At 53.7% G+C, this 20,193-nt stretch carries 22 protein-coding genes; 7 read left to right on the top strand and 15 right to left on the bottom strand.

All coding sequences use genetic code 11. The features are described from left to right. Positions 1–201 precede the first annotated feature (201 nt). From WA318_RS01870 to WA318_RS01835, 8 genes are all read right to left on the bottom strand, one after another. Positions 202–561 carry a helix-turn-helix domain-containing protein gene (locus tag WA318_RS01870; protein WP_114096400.1) on the bottom strand — a complete coding sequence of 120 codons (360 nt, stop codon included), beginning with the start codon at positions 559–561 and terminating at the stop codon, positions 202–204. Beyond that, entirely contained in the window at positions 558–1,205 is a 648-nt protein-coding gene (locus WA318_RS01865; RefSeq protein ID WP_336079716.1) for a Smr/MutS family protein, read from the bottom strand. The genes WA318_RS01870 and WA318_RS01865 overlap by 4 nt, the downstream gene beginning before the upstream one ends. Continuing rightward, positions 1,183–1,887 carry a LutC/YkgG family protein gene (locus WA318_RS01860; RefSeq protein WP_336079714.1) on the bottom strand — a complete coding sequence of 235 codons (705 nt, stop codon included), beginning with the start codon at positions 1,885–1,887 and terminating at the stop codon, positions 1,183–1,185. The genes WA318_RS01865 and WA318_RS01860 overlap by 23 nt, the downstream gene beginning before the upstream one ends. Further along, positions 1,884–3,320 carry a LutB/LldF family L-lactate oxidation iron-sulfur protein gene (locus tag WA318_RS01855; protein ID WP_114096397.1) on the bottom strand — a complete coding sequence of 479 codons (1,437 nt, stop codon included), beginning with the start codon at positions 3,318–3,320 and terminating at the stop codon, positions 1,884–1,886. The genes WA318_RS01860 and WA318_RS01855 overlap by 4 nt, the downstream gene beginning before the upstream one ends. Before the next feature lie 5 nt (positions 3,321–3,325). Continuing rightward, entirely contained in the window at positions 3,326–4,111 is a 786-nt protein-coding gene (locus WA318_RS01850) for a (Fe-S)-binding protein (protein WP_114096396.1), read from the bottom strand. Positions 4,112–4,336: 225 nt separating this feature from the next. Further along, entirely contained in the window at positions 4,337–4,780 is a 444-nt protein-coding gene (locus WA318_RS01845; protein WP_336079711.1) for a MarR family winged helix-turn-helix transcriptional regulator, read from the bottom strand. A 73-nt stretch (positions 4,781–4,853) separates the two neighbouring features. Then, positions 4,854–5,978, bottom strand: coding sequence for an alpha-hydroxy acid oxidase (locus WA318_RS01840; RefSeq protein WP_336079709.1), 1,125 nt, complete (start codon positions 5,976–5,978; stop codon positions 4,854–4,856). Positions 5,979–5,982: 4 nt separating this feature from the next. After that, positions 5,983–7,140, bottom strand: a complete 1,158-nt coding sequence (locus tag WA318_RS01835) for a mandelate racemase/muconate lactonizing enzyme family protein (RefSeq protein ID WP_114096394.1) — start codon at positions 7,138–7,140, stop codon at positions 5,983–5,985. A gap of 176 nt (positions 7,141–7,316) precedes the next feature. Here WA318_RS01835 and WA318_RS01830 point away from each other — a divergent pair, with 176 nt between their 5' ends. The 4 genes from WA318_RS01830 (at position 7,317) to WA318_RS01815 (ending at position 11,092) form a co-directional block, all read left to right on the top strand. Then, entirely contained in the window at positions 7,317–8,282 is a 966-nt protein-coding gene (locus WA318_RS01830) for a tripartite tricarboxylate transporter substrate binding protein (RefSeq protein WP_220150263.1), read from the top strand. A gap of 81 nt (positions 8,283–8,363) precedes the next feature. Beyond that, positions 8,364–8,855 carry a tripartite tricarboxylate transporter TctB family protein gene (locus WA318_RS01825; RefSeq protein WP_114096392.1) on the top strand — a complete coding sequence of 164 codons (492 nt, stop codon included), beginning with the start codon at positions 8,364–8,366 and terminating at the stop codon, positions 8,853–8,855. Positions 8,856–8,891: 36 nt separating this feature from the next. After that, complete coding sequence (locus tag WA318_RS01820) at positions 8,892–10,367, top strand: tripartite tricarboxylate transporter permease (protein WP_114096391.1); 1,476 nt, start codon at positions 8,892–8,894, stop codon at positions 10,365–10,367. Beyond that, positions 10,367–11,092 carry a hypothetical protein gene (locus WA318_RS01815; RefSeq protein ID WP_336079704.1) on the top strand — a complete coding sequence of 242 codons (726 nt, stop codon included), beginning with the start codon at positions 10,367–10,369 and terminating at the stop codon, positions 11,090–11,092. Before WA318_RS01820 ends, WA318_RS01815 begins: the two co-directional genes overlap by 1 nt. A gap of 13 nt (positions 11,093–11,105) precedes the next feature. On the opposite strand, the gene WA318_RS01810 is transcribed toward WA318_RS01815, so the two are convergent. The 6 genes from WA318_RS01810 to WA318_RS01785 form a co-directional block, all read right to left on the bottom strand. Further along, positions 11,106–11,939: a substrate-binding periplasmic protein gene (locus tag WA318_RS01810; RefSeq protein ID WP_336079703.1), complete on the bottom strand. Its 834-nt coding sequence runs from the start codon at positions 11,937–11,939 to the stop codon at positions 11,106–11,108. Positions 11,940–12,054: 115 nt separating this feature from the next. Continuing rightward, complete coding sequence (dnaQ, locus tag WA318_RS01805) at positions 12,055–12,768, bottom strand: DNA polymerase III subunit epsilon (protein WP_114096388.1); 714 nt, start codon at positions 12,766–12,768, stop codon at positions 12,055–12,057. Between the two features lie 18 nt (positions 12,769–12,786). Beyond that, on the bottom strand, positions 12,787–13,371 hold the full coding sequence (gene coaE / locus WA318_RS01800; protein WP_336079701.1) for a dephospho-CoA kinase: 585 nt from the start codon (positions 13,369–13,371) through the stop codon (positions 12,787–12,789). 21 nt (positions 13,372–13,392) lie between these two features. Further along, positions 13,393–14,259, bottom strand: a complete 867-nt coding sequence (locus tag WA318_RS01795) for a shikimate dehydrogenase (RefSeq protein WP_336079700.1) — start codon at positions 14,257–14,259, stop codon at positions 13,393–13,395. 170 nt (positions 14,260–14,429) lie between these two features. After that, complete coding sequence (locus tag WA318_RS01790) at positions 14,430–15,029, bottom strand: Maf family protein (protein ID WP_114096386.1); 600 nt, start codon at positions 15,027–15,029, stop codon at positions 14,430–14,432. A gap of 28 nt (positions 15,030–15,057) precedes the next feature. Next, a complete protein-coding gene (locus tag WA318_RS01785) occupies positions 15,058–15,882 on the bottom strand; it encodes a pyruvate, water dikinase regulatory protein (RefSeq protein WP_114096385.1) in 825 nt (274 codons plus the stop codon). A gap of 680 nt (positions 15,883–16,562) precedes the next feature. On the opposite strand from WA318_RS01785, the gene hemE reads away from it, so the two are divergent. From hemE to hemJ, 3 genes are all read left to right on the top strand, one after another. Then, complete coding sequence (gene hemE / locus WA318_RS01780) at positions 16,563–17,597, top strand: uroporphyrinogen decarboxylase (RefSeq protein WP_336079697.1); 1,035 nt, start codon at positions 16,563–16,565, stop codon at positions 17,595–17,597. A gap of 207 nt (positions 17,598–17,804) precedes the next feature. Continuing rightward, positions 17,805–18,920, top strand: coding sequence for a ferrochelatase (hemH, locus tag WA318_RS01775; protein WP_336079696.1), 1,116 nt, complete (start codon positions 17,805–17,807; stop codon positions 18,918–18,920). A 129-nt stretch (positions 18,921–19,049) separates the two neighbouring features. Next, complete coding sequence (hemJ, locus tag WA318_RS01770) at positions 19,050–19,478, top strand: protoporphyrinogen oxidase HemJ (RefSeq protein WP_114096382.1); 429 nt, start codon at positions 19,050–19,052, stop codon at positions 19,476–19,478. 114 nt (positions 19,479–19,592) lie between these two features. Here hemJ and secB read toward each other — a convergent pair whose 3' ends face one another. Beyond that, a complete protein-coding gene (secB, locus tag WA318_RS01765; protein WP_114096381.1) occupies positions 19,593–20,084 on the bottom strand; it encodes a protein-export chaperone SecB in 492 nt (163 codons plus the stop codon). Between the last annotated feature and the right edge of the window lie 109 nt (positions 20,085–20,193).

The following is a 20,193-nucleotide window of genomic DNA, read 5'->3' as shown; positions in this document are numbered from 1 at the left end:
TTCCGGTCCTGTGAAAGGCCGGGCGGGTTGCTTTACAATTTTATCGGGTGAAGCTGTCACATTTCCCCCATCAGGTTGATATTGGGGTGCAGCGCGGAAAATCAAGTTTTCTTGATATGCCAAAATCAACAGACCGGAACAGAACGGTTTTCAACCGCCGATCCGTTTGACATGACAGGCCATCAGCGCAGTGCAGCGCAGTTACGCATGGCGTTCGCGAATGATTTCAAGCATGCGGCTGAGCTGATCGTCACTAAGCCCGGCAATCCGTTCGGAAAGAAGATTGGCAAGCTCGGTCGCTTCGGGTTCAAGTCCCGCCGTATCAACGGTGATTTTCGGGTGTGAAAGCTGTGCCAGGCGCTTGATATCGTCGACCTCGTCCCAGACCAGATTGAAATAGCCGCAAATCTGCTGCACCAGACCGGGGCTTGGCCGACCGCGATGGCCATGTTCAAGCGCCGACAAATAGGCCGGTGACAGCTGCAAGGCCGTTGCCATATCGGTCAGGGTGACATTGTTGCGGGCCCGTAATTCCCGAATGCGATTACCAAAAGGTGTCACGGGCGTCTCCGTTTCAACAAAACATAAAAGGCCCCGGCACCACCATGCTGGATCTGGGCCTGATTGATGGCAAGAATACGATTTCGCAGGCGCGGCGCACTGAGCCATTGCGGGGTCCGCTGACGCAACAACCCGGTACGGCCATATTCATCAGCCCGCGATCCCTTGCCCGTGATTACCAGAACACAGCGTTTTCCAGCCTGCCAGCTTTCCTCGATAAAGGCATTAAGCGCATTGTGGGCAACATCCTGGGTCATGCCGTGCAGGTCGATGCGACCATCAATGGTCATCTTGCCTTTCTGGAACTTATTGGCCGTCGAGCGGTCAATCCCGTCGGTCACACCGGGCTTGAGATCAGCCAGCGTTTGCTTTTTGATCTGCGGGCCACGATCGGCATTGCGGGCCGACGGCAAATTGCGCGCCGCCCGGTTTTCCTCGGACCGTTCAAGGTTTTCAGCCAGATTGTCGGGCAACTGGATGGCCGTATCGCTGGTATGGATGTCATCATCAGGTGCACACATGGCATCATCACCCTTGCGCCGTTTGGTGCGCAAGGGTTTGACGTCACGTGTAAAGACCTCCCACAGGGTCTTTTCCGCGTCACTGACGGTACGGCGTCGTTTATTTGTTTTCTTTTGTGTCATCCACCAGAACGATATGCAGTCGGCGCGGTCCATGTGCGCCAAGCTGTATCGTCTGTTCGATATCGCCCGTTCGCGAAGGTCCGGTCACCCAAAGGAATGTTCGCGGCATATTGCCGTGTCCTTCCTTTTCGCGCAACCGCGCCCATACCTCTTCATAGGTTCCGACGATATCAGATGCCTTCAAAACAACGATATGGGTGTCTGGCAGCATGTTGAGCGTATAGGGCGTGCCTACCCCGCTGCGCAGCATCAGGCTTCCGGTTTCGGCGACACCGCTGAAGCTTGGCGTCACCGAAACAGCGTCTTCCGGACCGGCGATCCCGGTTGAAACTTCGAGTGCCGTATCACTCCAGGGCAACCCGGAAACCGCAGAATCCGGGGATGTTTTAATCCGTGCGGGTAAATTGTGATCAGCAAGGAAACGGGCCACTTCGCGCGGAATGTCATTATCGCTGACCACCATGGCAACGGTCGCATTGACACTTTTTGCCATTTCCTCAAACAGTTCGACCTGCTTGGGATGGGCAAGCTGGGCACGCTTGGGCACCACCGGATTGGCTTTGGGCGATGACAAACGTTCGGTTACGGAAACCGGCGCAGCTTCGCCCGCGCCCCGGCCAAGACTTTTGCGAATCCGGCCCAGAATCGCATCGCGCGAGGAGGTGTTGGACGAGGTGCTCATTTCGAACCTCCCTGCTGTTTTTGTTTTTCGGCCCAGAGTTCCTTGAAGGTTTTGCCCTCGGGCGCCGGAAGATCACGCATGTCGGTCCAGCCCCCGGCAAGCGGCAATTTGGCGATCTTGCCCTTGCCGCCTGACATTTTGCCCAGAACCTTTGAGGCAATCCCGGTGACGGCCCGATAAAGCTTTGGTTTTGAAGCAAAAAACGCCCACGTTTTGATACCGTAACGGAATGAGGACGGACTGAGATGTTTTTCGAATTCCCGTTCACGCCAATGACGCATCATTTTGGGCAGCGGGATCCGCATCGGACAGACTTCTTCGCATTTCCCGCAGAAGGTCGAGGCATTGGGAAGATGCCCGGCCTCGTCCACGCCAATCAGCGATGGAGAGAGAACCGATCCCATCGGACCGGGATAGACCCAGCCATAGGCATGACCGCCCACCGCCCCATAGACCGGGCAATGGTTCATGCAGGCCGCACAACGGATACAGCGCAACATGTCCTGGAACTCGGTGCCCAGCATGTTAGAACGACCATTATCAAGCAGGATCACGTGATATTCTTCGGGCCCGTCAAGATCGCCATCGCGTTTCGGGCCGGTCGAAAACGTCGTATAGGATGACATTTCCTGACCCGTGGCCGAGCGGGCCAGAACGCGCAGGATACTTGACGCGTCTTCAAGGGTCGGCACCACTTTTTCAAGGCTGGCAATCGCAATATGAACCCGCGACAGGGTCTGGGTCAGATCGCCATTGCCTTCGTTGGTGACAATCACCGAGGTGCCGGTTTCGGCAATCAGGAAGTTCGCCCCGGTAATCCCGATATCCGCGGCAAAGAAATGTTCGCGCATGACTTCGCGCGCTTCATCAAGCAATTCCCGCGGTTCGACCAGTGACCTGTTGGGATCGCGCCCGGTATGGGTTTCGCGGAAGCTGTCAGCGACCTGTTCCTTATGAACATGGATGGCCGGTGCGATGATATGGCTTGGTGGTTCGTGCCTGAGCTGAATGATATATTCACCAAGATCGGTCTCGACGACTTTGAGGTCCTGTTTTTCCAGGAAGTCATTCAGGCCGATTTCCTCGGAAATCATCGATTTGCCCTTAAGGACCGATTTGGCGTTCTTGTCGCGGCAAATCTTTGCCACCACTTCACGGGCCTCGGCGGCATCGGCACACCAATGGACATGACCGCCATTGGCCTTGACGTTTTCTTCGAACTTCAAAAGATAATGGTCAAGATTTTCAAGCGTATGATTCTTGATGTCCCGGGCCTGATCGCGCAGCGCCTCAAATTCCGGCATTTTTGCCGCGGCCGCAGAACGCTTTTCCTGAAAACCGGATTTCAGACGGCCAAGGGCACGTTGCAGGCTTTCATCGCGCAACGCGCCATGGACGTTTTCCTTGAATTTCGGGGATGTTGACACATTCATGATGCTTACTCCCCACCCGTCTTGGAATTTGATCCGGCAATTGGCGGGGCGGCCATGGTCATATCGGCCAGCACTTCGGCAACGTGGCGAACTTCGACATCCGATCCTTCACGCGCAAGCTTGCCCGCCATGTTCATCAAACAGCCCATATCCCCTGCCAAAAGGGTTTTGGCCCCGGTCTGTTTGATATCTTTGGTCTTGTCACCGACCATCTTGCCGGAAATTTCGGGATATTTGACGCAGAATGTCCCGCCAAAACCACAGCAGGTTTCAGGTTCGGAAAGTTCGGAAATCTCAAGCCCCTTGATGGAATTGAGCAATTTGCGCGGCTGTTCCTTGACCTTGAGCTCACGCAGGCCCGAACAACTGTCATGATAGGTGACCTTGCCCTCGAAACTTGCCGGGACCGCATCGACCTTCATCACATCGGTCAGGAAGGAAACCAGCTCGAACGTCTTGTCAGACAGAGCCTTGACCTTGTCGGCCATGGCCGGATCATTGGCAAACAGTTCGGGGAAATGCTTTTTGATCATGCCGGCACAGGACCCGCTGGGAGCAACGACATAATCATAATCGGCAAACATATCGATCAGCGGCCGGGCGACCTTGCGCGCCGATTCATTGTCACCGGAATTATAGGCCGGTTGCCCGCAACAGGTCTGATCCATGGGCACATCGACCTCGCACCCTGCTTCTTCAAGCAGCTTCACTGCCGAAAAGCCGACCGTCGGCCGGAACATATCGACAAGACAGGTCACAAAAAGACCAACGCGCGGTTTTGAAGGCGTCATGGCGTATCCTCTCTCGGGCTTTTGGGCCATTGACGGATGTTTTGTGCGGGCAGGAATCCGTCTGGCCGAAATCTCTTATAATTGGTATTACCAATTTCGGGCGGACAGGTCCAGACCAAGAACATTACGACTGTCATTATTTACAGAGCACGACACATCAAACCCGGCCCTGCACTTGCAGGAACCGGTATGGCATCGTGCCCGGTAAACCCGGTAAAAAAGTACCTAGTTCTCGTCGATCAGCTTTTTGAGAAGATCGATCATTTCGGCCTTTTTGTCGGCACCGATGCGATCATCAAGCTGTTTTTTGTGGATCTCGCCCTTTTCAAGTACCCGCGCATACAGCTCGCGTCCCTTGGGGGTGATATAGCTGGCATAGGAACGACGATCACCTTCAACACGAATGCGTTCGATCAGGTCGTCATCTTCCATCTGGCGCAGCGACAGGGTCACTCCGGACTTGTCCCGTCCGGCAGCACGGCAAATCTCGACCTGGGTAATACCGGGATTTTCATGGATCAGGACCAGAAGCGTAAAATTCCCCGGTCGCAGGGAATCGTTCCCGAGAATCTCCGAGAAATCCGAGAATGCTTTTTCATAGGCGCGGCGCAAATAAAATCCGATGAAATCTTCAAGCGGACCCAGCGCGACATCGTTGTTTTTAGCCAAGTTTTTAATCTCGTTCTATTGAAAGACACGGAAATCGGACCCGATCAACGCCATGTCTTTTCGAATAACTTCGTTACTTCGAAATATCAACTATATCCCGCACACCGGTCTGGGCCATAGCATTCGTCAGCTCTGTCTGAAGCATGGTGAATGCTTCTGCCGCACCATCCTGCCCAAGTGCCGCAACACTATAGAGAAACGCCCGTCCCATCAGCACAAAATCAGCCCCGGCCATCAGGGCCTTGAGAACATCTTCGCCGCTTCTGATCCCGCCATCAACAATCAGCGGGAAATCAGGCCCGACCGCATCGCGGACCGGTCCGAGCGCATCAAGGGTTGCCGGTGCACCATCAAGCTGCCGCCCGCCATGATTGGAAACCACAATGGCATCCACGCCCTCACTTGTGGCCCTTTGTGCGTCCTGTGGCGACAAAATCCCTTTCAGGATCAGCTTGCCCGGCCATTTCGAACGGATATCGGCCAGAAGATCCCAATCCAGCCGACCAGAACTTTGCTTGGCCATCAGGCTGGCAAGCGATGTGGTACTCGCCCCCGGTTCGGCATAGCGTTCAAGATTGGCAAAGCGCGGTGCCCCATGGCGCAAAACGCCAAGCGACCATTTCGGGTGACTTGCCAGTTCCCAGATGAATCGCGGCGTGATTTTAAGCGGCAAGGCAAACTGGTTGCGCAAATCGCGACGTCTTTTGCCCGGACGCGGCACGTCGGCAGTAACAATCAGGGTATCATATCCGGCGATGCGGGCCCGTTCGATCAGATCATCAACGATTTCCTGCGAACTGCCGACATATAGCTGGAACCAGCCGGAATTCGGCGCACAGTCGCGCAGGTCTTCAAGCTTGGCGGTCGACGGGGTCGATGCGCAATAGGGCACACCGGCCTGTTCGGCCGCGCGGGCAAGAAACCGGTCAATTCCCGGCCAGGCCAGTCCGGCAAGTCCAACCGGGGCCACTCCGTATGGTGCCGCCCAGGACTTGCCGAGAAACCGGGCCCGGGTTGACAGATCCCCATCAACATTGATCAGGGCGCGTGGTTCAAGGATACGGTTGATAAAAGCTGCACGGTTGCGCCCCAGACCGGTTTCGGTCCCCGCCCCGCCATCAATAAAGTCAAAGGCAAAGCGCGGCATTCGCCGCCGCGCTTTTTCCCGTGCATCATCAAATGAAACAAGTCGCGACATGATATCAGCCCTTGCCAACACCATGCGATGTCGGACGGGACGCGAAATCACGCAATGCGTCGGCATCGGCAACAAAACCAAGTCCCGGTTTTTCCGGCAGGGTGATTGTCGAGCCGACACGATCGGGCAGGTTGCCATAGAGCGCGCGGCACATTTCGACCGATATCAGATGCCATTCCACCAGACCGCCATTTGCCATGCCCGCATGCAGATGCATGTTATGGAACGGGAAGGCACCGCCATTTGCCATCGTGACATTGTGGGCCTGGGCCAGGGCTGCAACTTTCGCACCGGCTGTCAGACCGCCACAAATCGCGACATTGGGCTGAATCACGTCAACCGCGCCAGCTTCAAGCAGGTCACGGAACCGGAAAAGCTGACCTTCATTCTGACCGGCCGCAGTCCGCATTCCGGTCTGTTCTCGCAAGTCACGCATACGTTTCACATCATTGTCACGCAGCGGTTCTTCAAAGAAGGTCACATTATAGTCTCGCAAACGATCAGCAAGATAACGCGCCGACGACGCATCCAGGCTGCAATTTGCATCAATGAAGAGGTCGCAATCGCCAATTGCCTCGCGCACAATGCGGACACGCTGGATGTCTTCGTCAATGATTGCGCGTACCGATGCGCCATCATTGCGTTTCTTAAGGGCATGATGGCCGACCACCATCTTGAAACGTTCGACACCATCATTTTTAAGATGCTTTGCCGCATCAGAAAGCTGGTCACGATCAAAGGAGCCAAAACCAAAGGTCACATAAAGCGGTACTTCGTTGCGTGCACCGCCAAGCAGACGCCAGCAGGGCTGATCGACCACCTTGCCAAGAATGTCCCAAAGTGCGAGATCAACCGCCGAAACAACGTGGCTGGCGTAACCGGTCTGGCCACGCGGGCTGAGCAGCCAGTATAGACGTTCGGCAATATGTTCGCGGTTGAGACTGTTCAGGGAAACGATGTTCGGTTCGACAAGTTCACTGATGATCCCGGCAATGACTTCCTCGTCGGTAATAGCGGTAAAACCATGCCCCACCACCCCGTCTTCGGTTGTAATCTCGATCACAACACAAGACAGTGCCGTTTCAACATCAACCGGTCCAACAGCAAGGTTTACCGGGATATAGGCCGGGATGGCCTTAACGGATTTGATGGCAAGGTTCACGTTTCTTCTCCTTGATTTATAAGGCTTTTGTTCGGGTTTCTGCGACCCGAAAACGATAAGTTTGAAATAATGTATAACTAGATAGTTGACTACTAGAATGTTTATAGTCAATCTAATTTTAATGATCGACACCAGCGAGAATGTGCGATCACAGAAAAACCCTGGGAGGATCCAAAATGCGATTTATGACCAAGACAGCCATTGCAGCCCTGATCGGAATTTCGTTCGGCGCAGCTGCCTTTCCGGCCCAAGCCGAGTTTCCTGAAAAGCCGGTAAAACTGATCATTCCGTTCCGTGCCGGTGGCGGCAGTGACGGTCTGGCCCGTGCCGTTCAGGCAGTTATCGAAAAAGAAAAACTGCTGCCAGCGCCGGTAGTTGTTGTGAATGCCGATGGTGCAGCAGGCACAGTTGGTACCCGTCACGTGCTTGAATCAAAGCCGGATGGCTATACTGTCCTGCAGATTCATCAGGAAATGTTTGCCGCCGCCGCCCTTGGCCGCGTGAACTATAGCCCCGCCGATTTTGAACCGGTCATTCAGGCCAGCCAGGGCTGCATGTTTGTTGCTGTGCCAATCGATTCCGAATTCAACAGCCTTCAGGATATGCTCGACTACGCCGCGAAGAATCCGGGCGATCTGAAACAGGCCGACGATATCGGAAGCGCAACGCACTTCCCGTCTGCACAGCTGATGGCGGCTTCCGATACCAGCTGGACGATTGTTCCGACGGGCGGAACGTCAAAACGCTTTGCCGCATTGAAAAGCGGATTGCTTGACATGGCATTCATGTCTGCATCCTGGATCACGCGCGGCAAGGAAGATCTGAAACCGCTGGCGGCTCTTGGTAACGAACGTTTTGACGATGCCCCCGATCTGCCAACCGCCAAGGAACTCGGCTTTGATGTCGAGGCCTGCCTGAACCGCCGTTACTGGGTTCCGGCCGGAACCCCGCAGGAAAATATCGACAAACTTGCCGATGCGATTGAAATCGCCCTGCACAGCCCGGAAGTTGCGGCCTATCTCGAGAAAAATGGTGAAACGTTGTCCATCAAACGCGGACAGGAGCTGAAGGATGCGGTTGCGCAGGACTATCAGCGCTATGTTGACGTGGTGGAGATCGTCAAGAAGTCTTCTGCCAAATAGAAACCCTTTGTAAAAGGCGTTCCCTGTTCGCAGATGACACCCCGCCCCGATCAATGATCGGGGCGAAATTGGAGTAGTCCAATGTACCGCTTCCTCACTCAGAACGCGGTAGCGATTGTTTTCCTACTTCTGGTCGCCGCTTTTGCGGCGGCCAGCCTTTACGGAAGCAGCCTGCTACCCCCTGCCAGCTACGAACCGCTTGGCAGCGCCGCTTTTCCCAAAGCCCTTGGACTGATCACTCTTGGTCTGGTTGCCTTGCAGGCGATCAGTCTGATCAGAAATCATTCCGGCACTGAATCCCCAATGGATCCGGAAAGTGTCACCCGGTCCTTTTCCTGGAAGAAATACCGCAAACCGGCGCTGATGCTGGCGACCATGGTGCTCTACCTTGCGGCCATGTCCTATGCCGGGGTTGATTTCCGCATTTCAACATCGGTCTTCCTGTGTCTGGCCATGTGTCTTCTGGCCCGACCCGACAGTCCGAAAAAGGTTCTTTTGATTGCCGGAAGCAGCATCGTGCTTGCCGTCGTGCTCGACCTTGTTTTCAAGCATCTGTTTTATATCGATATCTAACGTCCCGGCACAGATTGCGGGGTCAGGAGTATCTCAATGCTCGACGCATATATTTATGTCTTTACGTCCGGTCTGATCTGGATTTTTGCCGGAGCCGGGATCGGGATATTTGTCGGTTCAATCCCCGGCCTGTCTGGTGCAATGGTTATTTCACTGACCTTGCCGATGACTTATTTCATGAATGGCAATGATGCCTTGCTGTTGCTTGTATCGATGTATATCGGCGCAACAACCGGCGGGTTGATCAGTGCGACCCTGATGCGGATGCCCGGCACAGAAGCCGCAATCATGACCACCCTTGACGGCTATCCTATGGCGGCCCGCGGCGAACCGGGACGGGCATTGGGTCTTGGCGTTCTGGCATCTGTCTTTGGCGGTATTTTCGCCTGGGTGATGCTGGCTGTTCTTTCGCCGCCCTTGTCGGCAATCGCAGTTAAATTCGGGCCCTTTGACATCTTTGCCATGACGGTTGTCGCGCTCAGCCTGATTGCCGCAGTATCACAGGGCAGTCTTCTGGCCGGCCTGATATCGGCGGCCTTCGGCGCAATGCTTTCCCTGCCCGGAATTGATCCGATTTCTGGCTCCATCCGCCTGACATTCGGCTTTTCGTCGCTTGATAACGGTTTGACCCTTTTGCCGGTTATTCTTGGCATGCTGGTTCTGGGACAGGTCCTGATTGATTGTGAAGGTGTTCTGAGCGGCACCAAGGCAGGCAAGGCAAAAGCCCGCGTTTCCATGCATTGGCGCGATGTCACCAATTATCTGATGACTTATATCCGGTCTTCCTTTATCGGCACCTGGATCGGCATTTTGCCCGGCGTTGGCGGAACAGCTGCATCTGTTGCGTCCTATTCCGTGGCCAAGGCAGCCTCCAAAACCCCGGAAAAGTTTGGTAACGGTGCTGAAGAAGGCATTATTGCTGCTGAAACTGCAAATAATGCGGGTACGGTCGGCGCACTCGTACCGCTGATCACCCTTGGCATTCCCGGGTCAGTGATTACGGCGGTTTTGCTTGGGGCGATGGTCATTCACAACCTTAATCCCGGCCCGCTGCTTTTCGCCGAAAACCCCGACGTTGCCTATACCATCATTGCCGGTGCCCTTGCAGGCAACCTTGCGATGTTTCTGATCATGGTGGTCGCAACACCGTTTCTGGCCAAACTTGCCCATATCAACAAAGCCTACCTTCTCGCGCCCATTGTTGTGTTCTGTATGATCGGGGCTTTTTCGGTCTCAAGCCGGTTCTTTGATATTGGTGTCATGCTGGTATTTGCCTGCCTGGGATATGTCATGACCAAGGCCCGGATCCCCACGGGAGCCTTTATCATCGCCTATATCCTGACCCCGATGGCAGAACAGAATCTCAGATCCGGTCTGGTAATTTATGATGGCAGCTTCTTGCCACTCATTACCAATCCGGTATCGGGCATTCTTCTTGCGATTGCGGTTCTTTCGATTGTCTGGAGCCTGCGCAGCGAATTGAAATTGCGTAAAAAGCAGAAGGTATCGTAATGCCAGATCCTGTTCCAACATTCGGACTGATCGTACCACCGCGTGAAGGCCAGATCCCCCCCGAAGCACAGCATATCTATCCGGATATGAATTTTATCGCCCGCGGTCTTGGTCTGGTGGAAATGGCCCACAAGGATTACGACCGGGTCATCGCCGATACTGCCGATCATGCCATTTTGCTTGCTGCATCGGGTGCAGATGCGGTCAGTCTGATGGGAACGTCGCTAAGCTTTTTTAAAGGCCCGGATTTCAATGAAAAGCTGATTTCAATATTGAAATCAGCAACCGGGCTGCCTGCCACCACGATGAGTCAGGCGATCATTGATGGTCTGGCCCGGTTTTCTGCCAAAAAAATTGCCGTTCTGAGCGCCTATGAAGACGATGTGAATGCCAAGCTGTGCGACTATCTGTCTGTCTATGGCATCAGGGTAATGAAAATCGCGGGCCTCAATATTCGCAATATTGCCGATCTGCCGCATATTTCGGGCGAATATCTGATGGCGCGGTGCCGGGAATTGCTGATGCAAAGCGGGGAATGCGATGCCTTGCTTATTTCATGTGGCGGGTTGCGGACGATTGATCTGGCACCGACCCTTGAAAAGGAAACGGGAATTCCGGTGGTTTCAAGTGCCGTGGCGGGACTTTGGGCAACGGTCAATCTGATCGGTGATCAGAAACACCGCGACACATTCGGCATGCTGTTTGCCGATCCGTCACAGAACTGATTCCAGCCGTTTCCTATTCATCAAGACCCGAGAGATCGATACATCCCAGGCCGTTATTTCCAAGATCGAGCATCGCCCGGATGAACCCGTTTTCAGGGTTGGCTGAAAGCCCGTGAGAGCGGCGATTTTCAACAAAGAAACCGTCAGTTTTAAAAAGATCAAGCTGTCTTTGCAGGCCGGATATATCGTCATCGGGAACATCGCCACTTATGGCAATGTAAAGGTAGCAACTGCGATAGGGCACGACGCCGTCAATCTCGGGAAGATCTTCCCCCCTAGCCTCGTCATTGGCCTGATCAATGTAATAGCGCAGCACATTGCCACCAATTGCAATCAGATCGACACGATCTGCCCGCATCATCGGCAAAAGAAGCTCTTCACGCGGTACAATAACCAGTCTTTGTGCCCCGCGCGCCCGCAAATAGGTTTCACGCGCCGACCCCATCAGGACACCGATGCGAGCATCCTCAAGGATGTTGGAAAATCCCCTTTCCGCCCAGCCATGCATTGCGAAACCATAGAGATTCCATATCGTCCGACTGACCGGACCAACCCATTTGAAACTGTTTTCACGATCCTGCGACCGGGTCATCGGATAAATGACATGACCGCTTTCGTGATCGGCTTCTTCAAGCTGTCGTTTCCAGGGCATCTGATCGACAAGTCTGGCCTGTAATCCGGCCTTGTCAAAAAGTTCGATTACAAGACTGTCAAAATATCCCGGTTCACGCCGACCGGCTGACCGGCTGCGTGCATTTTCGGAAAGATGAATGACATAGTGCCCGTCAAATGGAGCATGATCACTTTGCGCATGTGCTTCACCCCTGTTCTCATGGGCGAAAGACACAGATAAATCTGGAATTGGAATAAAGAGAAAAGAGGCGGCCAGAACAAGTGAACTGATGCATTTGGCAATATGCCGATCGCGGAAACGGGATTTCAGGCTATTTCGCCTCCCCATATCACGCCTCTTGTTTCTTTAACCAAAGGGCGTCTTTGACCTTGCTTTCGATATAGGCCTGATGGGCGGCAAGTTCTGCCTCACTTATGACATGCGGACGCGGTTCAAGCCGGTTTGATTTCGGACCAAGAACGCGTCTTCCATTGCCCTGATCATTGCCATCGCCATCCTGTGCGTTGGGATCAAGTGACAGGCCATGCTGACGCCCGCCCAGAAGTTCAAGATAGACCCGGGCAAGCAGATCGGAGTCAAGCAGTGCCCCGTGCAGGGTACGGTTGGAGTTGTCGATCTTGAAACGGCGGCACAATGCATCAAGGCTGACCGGGGATCCCGGAAACTTTTTGCGCGCCATCTGCACTGTATCAAGCGCACGGTCCATGGCGATGCGCGGCTTGTTCAACCATTCAAGTTCCGCATTAAGGAACTTCATGTCAAAGGCGGCATTGTGAATGACAAGAACCGAATCCTCGCCAATGAATTCGATGAAATCATCGGCAACCTCGGCAAAGACCGGCTGGTCTTTCAGGAAGTCATCGCCAAGCCCGTGAACGTCGAAGGCCTCTTTGGGCATCGGGCGCTCGGGATTGATATATTGGTGATATTGCCGCCCGGTCGGCATGTGATTGATCAGTTCGATACAGCCAATTTCCACCAGGCGGTGGTCTGCATAGGGATCAAGGCCGGTGGTCTCGGTATCGAGGACAATCTCACGCATAAAATCTGGGTCCGATGGTCAGCTTAACTGGTCAATAATGCCTTGAATATATTGAAAAGTCACCGCACGTCCCAACCCTGTCGGGATGACATAATCGCACCGTTTGCGCTTTTCAATATCGGGCATCTGTTTGGACAGAATGGCGGAAAATTTTTCATCCGTCATCCCTTGTCGTGCAAGAACACGCTGACGTTGAACAAACCCCGGTGCGGAAACAACCGCAACGGCATCGCAGCGTTTTTCACCGCCCGTTTCATATAAAAGCGGGATATCAAGCACCACCAAAGACCGTCCCAGCATCTGCTGGCTGCGCAAAAACCGGATTTCAGCCGCCCGCACCAGCGGATGCAGAATCGCTTCGAGTTTTTTAAGAACTTCCGGATCGGAAAATGCCCGTTTGCCCAGTGCCTGCCGGTCAATCCTGCCATCTTTGATAATATCGGGAAAAGCCGCCGCAATCGGATCAAAGGCAAGTCCGCCCGGTGCCATCAGGATATGGGTGGTTGCATCGGCATCATGGACCGGCACGCCAAGAAAACGAAACATCGATGCCGCCGTCGATTTTCCCATCCCGATCGACCCGGTTAAGCCCAATATCACCATAACAGGATTACCTTTATATGCTTAATCAGGCGAAAGAACGAAATCGCGCAGTTCCTGGGTAACTTCCGGATCAATGCCGAACCAGCGATGAAATCCCGGTCGGGCCTGATGAAGCAACATACCAAGACCATCGACAATCGGGTTGCCGCGCTCACGCGCCTGGGCAAGAAGATCCGTGACCAGCGGCGCATAGACAATATCGGTGACAAGGGCCGATGTCGGCAAACCATCAAGGTCGATATCGAGTTTCGGCTGCCCGACCATGCCAAGACTTGTCGTATTGACCAGAAGCGCCACGTCCGAAAGGACATCGGGCGACAAAGGCCAGTCAATAACCTTGAGACGCGGATCGTTGAATTCGCGTGTCACATCCTCGGCCCGTTTGCGGGTGCGGTTGGCAATCCGGATTTCAGGGCTTCCTTCGTCGAGAAGGGCAACCAGAATGGCGCGCGATGCCCCGCCCGCGCCCAGCACCACCGCCGGACCGGATGTAAAATCGATCCCGGGGGCTTCCTGACGCAGGTTTTCAATAAAGCCGAACCCGTCGGTATTATCACCCAAAAGCCTGCCATCCTTGGCAAAGGTCACGGTATTGACCGCCCCGATGCGACGTGCCCGGTCCGAAAGCTCGTCACATTCGGGCATGGCCATTTCCTTTTGCGGGATGGTGACATTGACCCCGGAAAAGCCCAGATTTCGAAGCGAAATCAATGCTGCCTGAAAGTTTTCCGGCTCGACCGGCAGGGGCATGTAACTGCCATCAATCCCGTATTTCGCAAGCCAGTAGCCATGCAGGCGCGGCGATTTGGAATGCGATACCGGCCATCCCATCACACCGGCCAGACGCGAGGTTCCAGAAAGGGTACGGTACGGAATACGGGCTGTCATGATGCGATAGTTTCCTGCCTGACGGGAGTTATTCGGGTTTTCGTTTTGTTTTAAATAATGTGCCAAACCGCATGGATGCCCGCCTGAGCGGGCATGACGAAAAAAGAAGATTTTTCCAAAACCGTCACTCCCGCAAAGGCCGGAGTCCACAAGGCTTGGCAAAGTGCTTTTTATGCCTTGAGCACACCATGATCGCGCAAGAAACCGATCAGTGGCAATAACGGCAAGCCAAGAACCGTGAAATAGTCGCCGCGCACTTCGGTAAAGAGCTGCGCACCAATGCCTTCAAGCTGATAACCGCCAACGCAATTGAAAATCTCTTCACCGGCGGCATCAAGATAATCTTCAAGCCATTCATCGCTGAAATTGCGCATCGTCAGATGGGCGGTATCAATCGTGCCCCAGATGCGTGACCCTTCCTTATATATAACAGCGGCTGAAACCAGCTGATGGGTTTTACCCCGCAGGGCCAAAAGCTGTGCTCTTGTATTGTCACGGTCGCGCGGCTTATCAAACCAGATGCCATTGCATTCAAGCATCTGGTCAGCGGCAATCACAATCCCGTCGGGCTGCTGACGATACATGCGCAGCGCCTTCATTTCCGCCAGTGTTTCGGCAGCTTCGGCGGCACTGGCCCCTTCGGCCTTCATCGATTGTTTATAGCCTTCCTCGTCAATCATCGAGGCGACTGCTTCGCAGGCGACACCTGCATTAGTCAGCATGGCATGACGGGTCTTGCTGCTGGAAGCCAGAATAAGCCGATGGTTCATAAGTCTTTATATCCTGTTCGAAAGTCCGTTAGTGACCGCGCCGGTCATACATGGTTGCCAGGATCATGGCAGCGGTTTCTTCAATGGATCGGCGGGTGACATTGATAATCTTCCAGCCGCGATCGGTAAAATAGCGTCTTGCCTGATGGACTTCATCGCGCACGGCCACCGGATCAACATAATCACCGCCCTCGCCGCGTTCGATCTGACGCAGGCGATTTTTGCGGATCGAAACCAGCTGATCAACATCCTTGATCAGACCAACCACCAGCGGCTTTTTGAGCTTATCAAGTTCAGGCGGCAGCGGACATCCGGGCACAAAGGGAATATTGGCCGTCTTGATGCCACGATTGGCCAGATAGACCGAAGTTGGGGTTTTCGATGTTCGCGACACACCGACAATCACCACATCGGCCTCTTCAAGATCCCAGCCTGATTGGCCGTCATCATGAGACAGGGTGTAATCAATTGCCTCGATCCGGCTGAAATATTCCTCGTCCATTTTATGAAGGGCGCCGGTACGACCCCGCGATTGCTGGCCAAGGTAACCGGCCATCATGGTCACGGTATTATCAAGGACGTGACTGTGAGGCACCTGAAGCCTGCGACAGCCTTCTTCGAGTTTGCGGCGAATGTCGCTGTCAAACACGGTGTAAAGGACAATGCCGGGATTGCGTTCAATATCGGCCAGAACACGGGCCAGCTGGGCGTCGGTTCTGATCAGCGACCAGACATGTTCATGGGCACGCACATCGGGAAATTGCGCAATACAGGCGCGCGCGACACCGTCAACAGTTTCGCCCGTTGAGTCCGAGACCAGATGAAGATGAAAAATATTGTCTGTCTCGACCATATGCTGTCCGTTTTTTGATCACTTTTCGCAATGCAAGCCTGCTTTATCCACTTTTTGCGCGCCAAGCGATTTTTCCAAGTTTTTTAAAACCCGGATTTGGGTGTTCGATATTCCGATCACTAACCGGACGGATAAGGTATATTAGCCCAACCCGGAGTTAAGCAATCGGAGTCGGGCCTGTGGACAATTGTGGATAACGGGAGCGACTCCGGCCCGATTTTTTCCACAGGAATTATCCTCCCCCTCATACAAACTTTCTCAAGGCGTCTGTCCCGACCGGGATAAGTAATTATTTTTTCCCGTAATAGCAGGGATAAGAAGGCAAAAACCAGTCTTATTCACCTTATCCCCGTTATTCAAAATCGGCTTTTCCCAAGCTCAGGTCTGGGAGTCGTTCGGAGTCGTACACAGTTTTCCCCAAACCCGTTTGAGATGAATCATTTTTCCCGAGTCGGAATGTGAATAAACTGTGCACTAAATTTAATCCCTGTTATCCACAGGTATCCACCTACAAACAACATCCTTTTTTATTAAATAAGGTTTTGTTAGGCAGAACGTGGAAAACGTCCTGGCTCAGTTCCCAGGACAAAATTCACGGAAACGAAACTGGCCACCTGGTCCTCGGGTCAAAGACCGGAACCAGATAAAAAAGCGATCGGGACAGACGAACAGGAAACCAGATGCCCAATACCACGAAGACTTTCTTGCGCGCCCTTAGCGGTGAAACCTTGCCGGTACCGCCAATCTGGCTGATGCGCCAAGCAGGTCGATATCTGCCAGAATACCGTGCAACCCGTGGAGAAGCAGGATCATTTCTTGATCTTTGCTATAATCCCGATCTTGCCTGCGAAGTTACGTTGCAGCCGCTCAGGCGCTATGACTTCGATGCGGCAATTCTGTTCTCCGATATCCTCGTTATACCGCAGGCACTTGGGCAGCATTTGGCATTCAAGCAGGGAGAAGGCCCACAGCTTGAGGCCATCCGCGATGCTTCGGGCCTTGGCAAACTTTCGGTCGAAGGCATCCATGACACGCTTGGACCGGTCTATGAGACGGTTTCGAAGCTTTCGGCAGCCATCCCGTCGCACACGGCCCTCATCGGCTTTGCTGGCGCCCCATGGACCGTTGCGACCTATATGGTCGAAGGCAAGGGGTCCAAGGATTTTGCCAATATCCGCCGCTTTGCCTATGGCGATCCGGACGGCTTTGCCCAGCTGATCGACATTCTGGTCGAGGCCACCACGCAATATCTGCTCAAACAGGTCGAAGCCGGGGCCGAATGCATCCAGCTGTTTGAAACCTGGGGCGGTGTGCTTTCTGAAACCGGCTTCAAGCGCTGGGTGATCGAACCGACCAGACAGATTGTTGCCAATTTGCGGGCGATCCACCCGGATTTGCCGATTATCGGCTTCCCGCGCGGGGCCGGTTTGCATCTGATTGATTTTAAAAACCAGACCGGTGTGACCGGTGTTGGCCTTGATAGCGGGGTTCCGCTTGATTGGGTGGCAGAAAATCTTCAGAAACTGGGCCCGGTACAGGGCAATCTTGATCCGATGTATCTGATCACCGGTGGAGATGCGATGCTTGCCGAGACCAGACGGATTCTTGATACGCTGGGCAACGGGCCGTTTATCTTTAACCTTGGTCACGGCATTACCCCGGAAACGCCGCCGGAAAATGTCGAGAAACTGGTGAAATTTATCCGCAATCAATAAGCATCAAGTGCAGGCAATGACTGCATTTTATTTCGTGATTATTGAAATCAATCAAATCGATTGGAAAATTCAATGCGTATGATGGGTTAAATCCGTTGCGTATCCGCCCTGTTTGACCAATATAGGGCACGGAGCGGGACGGGTTTATCCATTGACGAGATTTCCGGTTGGTCGGAACTGGTCAAAACGCCATGTAAGGATAATCCTATGTCCGAGACGACGCGCAAGAAACGCGCCATTGTTCTTTTCAATCTTGGCGGCCCGGACAGCCCGGAAGCCGTCGAACCGTTTCTGTTCAATCTGTTCAATGATCCGGCGATCATCAGCTTGCCCAATCCGTTCCGGTTTTTGCTGGCCAAACTGATTTCGCGCCGTCGCGCACCGATTGCCCGCGAGATCTATGATCATATCGGCGGAAAGTCACCGCTTCTGGAACTCACCCGGGAACAGGCGGATGCCTTGCAGGCAGCCCTGAATTCCGAAGATGACGGCTATGAAAACCGTTGCTTTATCGCCATGCGCTATTGGAAACCGTTTGCCGATGAAAGTGCGCAAGCGGTCAAGGCATGGGGTGCCGATGAGCAGATATTGCTGCCGCTTTATCCGCAATTCTCGACCACGACCAGCGGATCATCGGTCAAGGACTGGAAACGGGCCTGTCACAAGGTTGGCCTGACTGCACCGATCAAGACCGCCTGTTGCTACCCGACCAATCCGGGCTTTGTCGAGGCATCAGCCGAGATGATCCGCGAAGGTTACGACCGGGCATTGGCCAAAACGGTCGAACTTGGCATTGATAAACCGCGTGTCCTGTTTTCGGCCCATGGCGTGCCCAAGGCGGTGATTACCAAGCGTGGTGACCCCTATCAGTCGCAGATCGAAAAAACATCGGCCGCCGTGGTCGAAAAGATGGCGATCGAGGGACTGGACTGGAATGTCTGCTATCAAAGCCGGGTCGGTCCGATGGAATGGATCGGTCCGTCGACCGAACATGAAATCGAGCGGGCCGGACGCGAAGGCAAGGCCATCGTTGTTGTGCCAATTGCCTTTGTCACCGAGCATTCGGAAACCCTGGTCGAACTTGACATCGAATATGGCGAACTGGCCCATGAAAAGCAGGTTCCGGTCTATGAACGTGTGCGCACGGTCTGTTCCCATCCGAAATTCATCAATGGACTTGTTTCGGTTGTGAAACAAACACAGGATGAACTCGATCAAAAGGGCTCCGACGATTACACGGTGGAAAGCCGTGGCTGGTGGTGCCCGGACGAACATTCCTGTGCAAATGCCAAACAGCCGGGTCTCAAGCCCGCCGGGGTATAGGTAAAAATGCAAATGATTTCAGGCGGGTTCCGTTTTGGGACTGGCCTGTTTGCTGTTATGGTTTGAAAAATTCCGCGCTAGGTTTGGTAAAGCCAACAGCATCAGACCGTTCAGTCAGAGAAGAGAGAGATGGATACATACAGCATTGTAAAATCCCTGCATGTCATCAGTGTCATTGCCTGGATGGCGGGGCTTCTCTATTTGCCGCGGCTTTATGTTTATCACTGTGAAGTTGAACCGGGCTCGGAAGCCAGCGAGAAATTCAAGATCATGGAACGGCGTCTTTTGCGCGCCATCATGAACCCGGCAATGATTGCAAGCTGGGTATTTGGCGGATATCTGATCCATGTTGCCGGTGTGATGAGCGACGGCTGGTTCCATGTGAAGCTGTTATGCGTCGTGCTGATGACGATTGCCCATATGATGCTGGCCCGTTATCGCCGGGCATTTGAAGCCGACGCCAATACGAAATCCCAGAAATTCTATCGTATTTTCAACGAAGTACCGACGGTCCTTATGATCATTGTGGTCTTTATGGTGATCGGGCGTCCGTTCTAAACAGCATTGCCTATTCGGCATAGCGTCTAAACATTACGATATGAAAATAAAAAGGCCGCCAAACCGGCGGCCTTTGTTTTGGTATCGAACCAAGTAGAGAACAGATTGGGTCAATCAGGCATTTCCAGCCGGCTGACCTTCCATCTGTTTTGCAAATTTCTTGCGGAAAAGATCAGCAAAATCAATCTGCTGCATCATCAGCGGCGGGAAGCCGCCATCGGCAGTCAGGTCTGCGATGATCTTGCGCACATAGGGGAACAGCAGGCGCGGAACTTCGATCATCAGAACCGGCAGACGGTGTTCGTCGGCAACATTCAGGGTGACCACACAGCCATACTGAAGTTCTGCGATGAAAGCGACCTTGTCGCCAACGTCTGCTTTGACATTGATCTTGATGGTCACTTCGTGAAGTTTCTGATCCTGGGTGGTGCGTGCCTCGACATCGACATCGATGTTGATTTTCGGCTGCTGCTGCAGGGCAACGCTTTCCGGTGCATTCGGATTTTCAAACGAAAGATCCTTGATGTACTGGGTATGGATCGTAATCGGATTGCCGGCTGGCTGCTGCTGTGCGCCGCTTTCTGCACCGGTGGTATTCTCGGCCATTAAAGTCTAGCTCCCTTGAGTCTTCGGTCTTGGTCAGAAAAAAGCCTTCAGGCTGGTGATTTGCGCAAGCGGTCCCGACGAGGATGTTGATTACCTTGCGGGGCTGTGG

The organism is Thalassospira sp. CH_XMU1448-2 (assembly GCF_037027285.1).
Taxonomy (GTDB): Bacteria; Pseudomonadota; Alphaproteobacteria; order Rhodospirillales; family Thalassospiraceae; genus Thalassospira; species Thalassospira profundimaris_C.
This window is presented reverse-complemented; position numbering and strand designations above follow the sequence as displayed.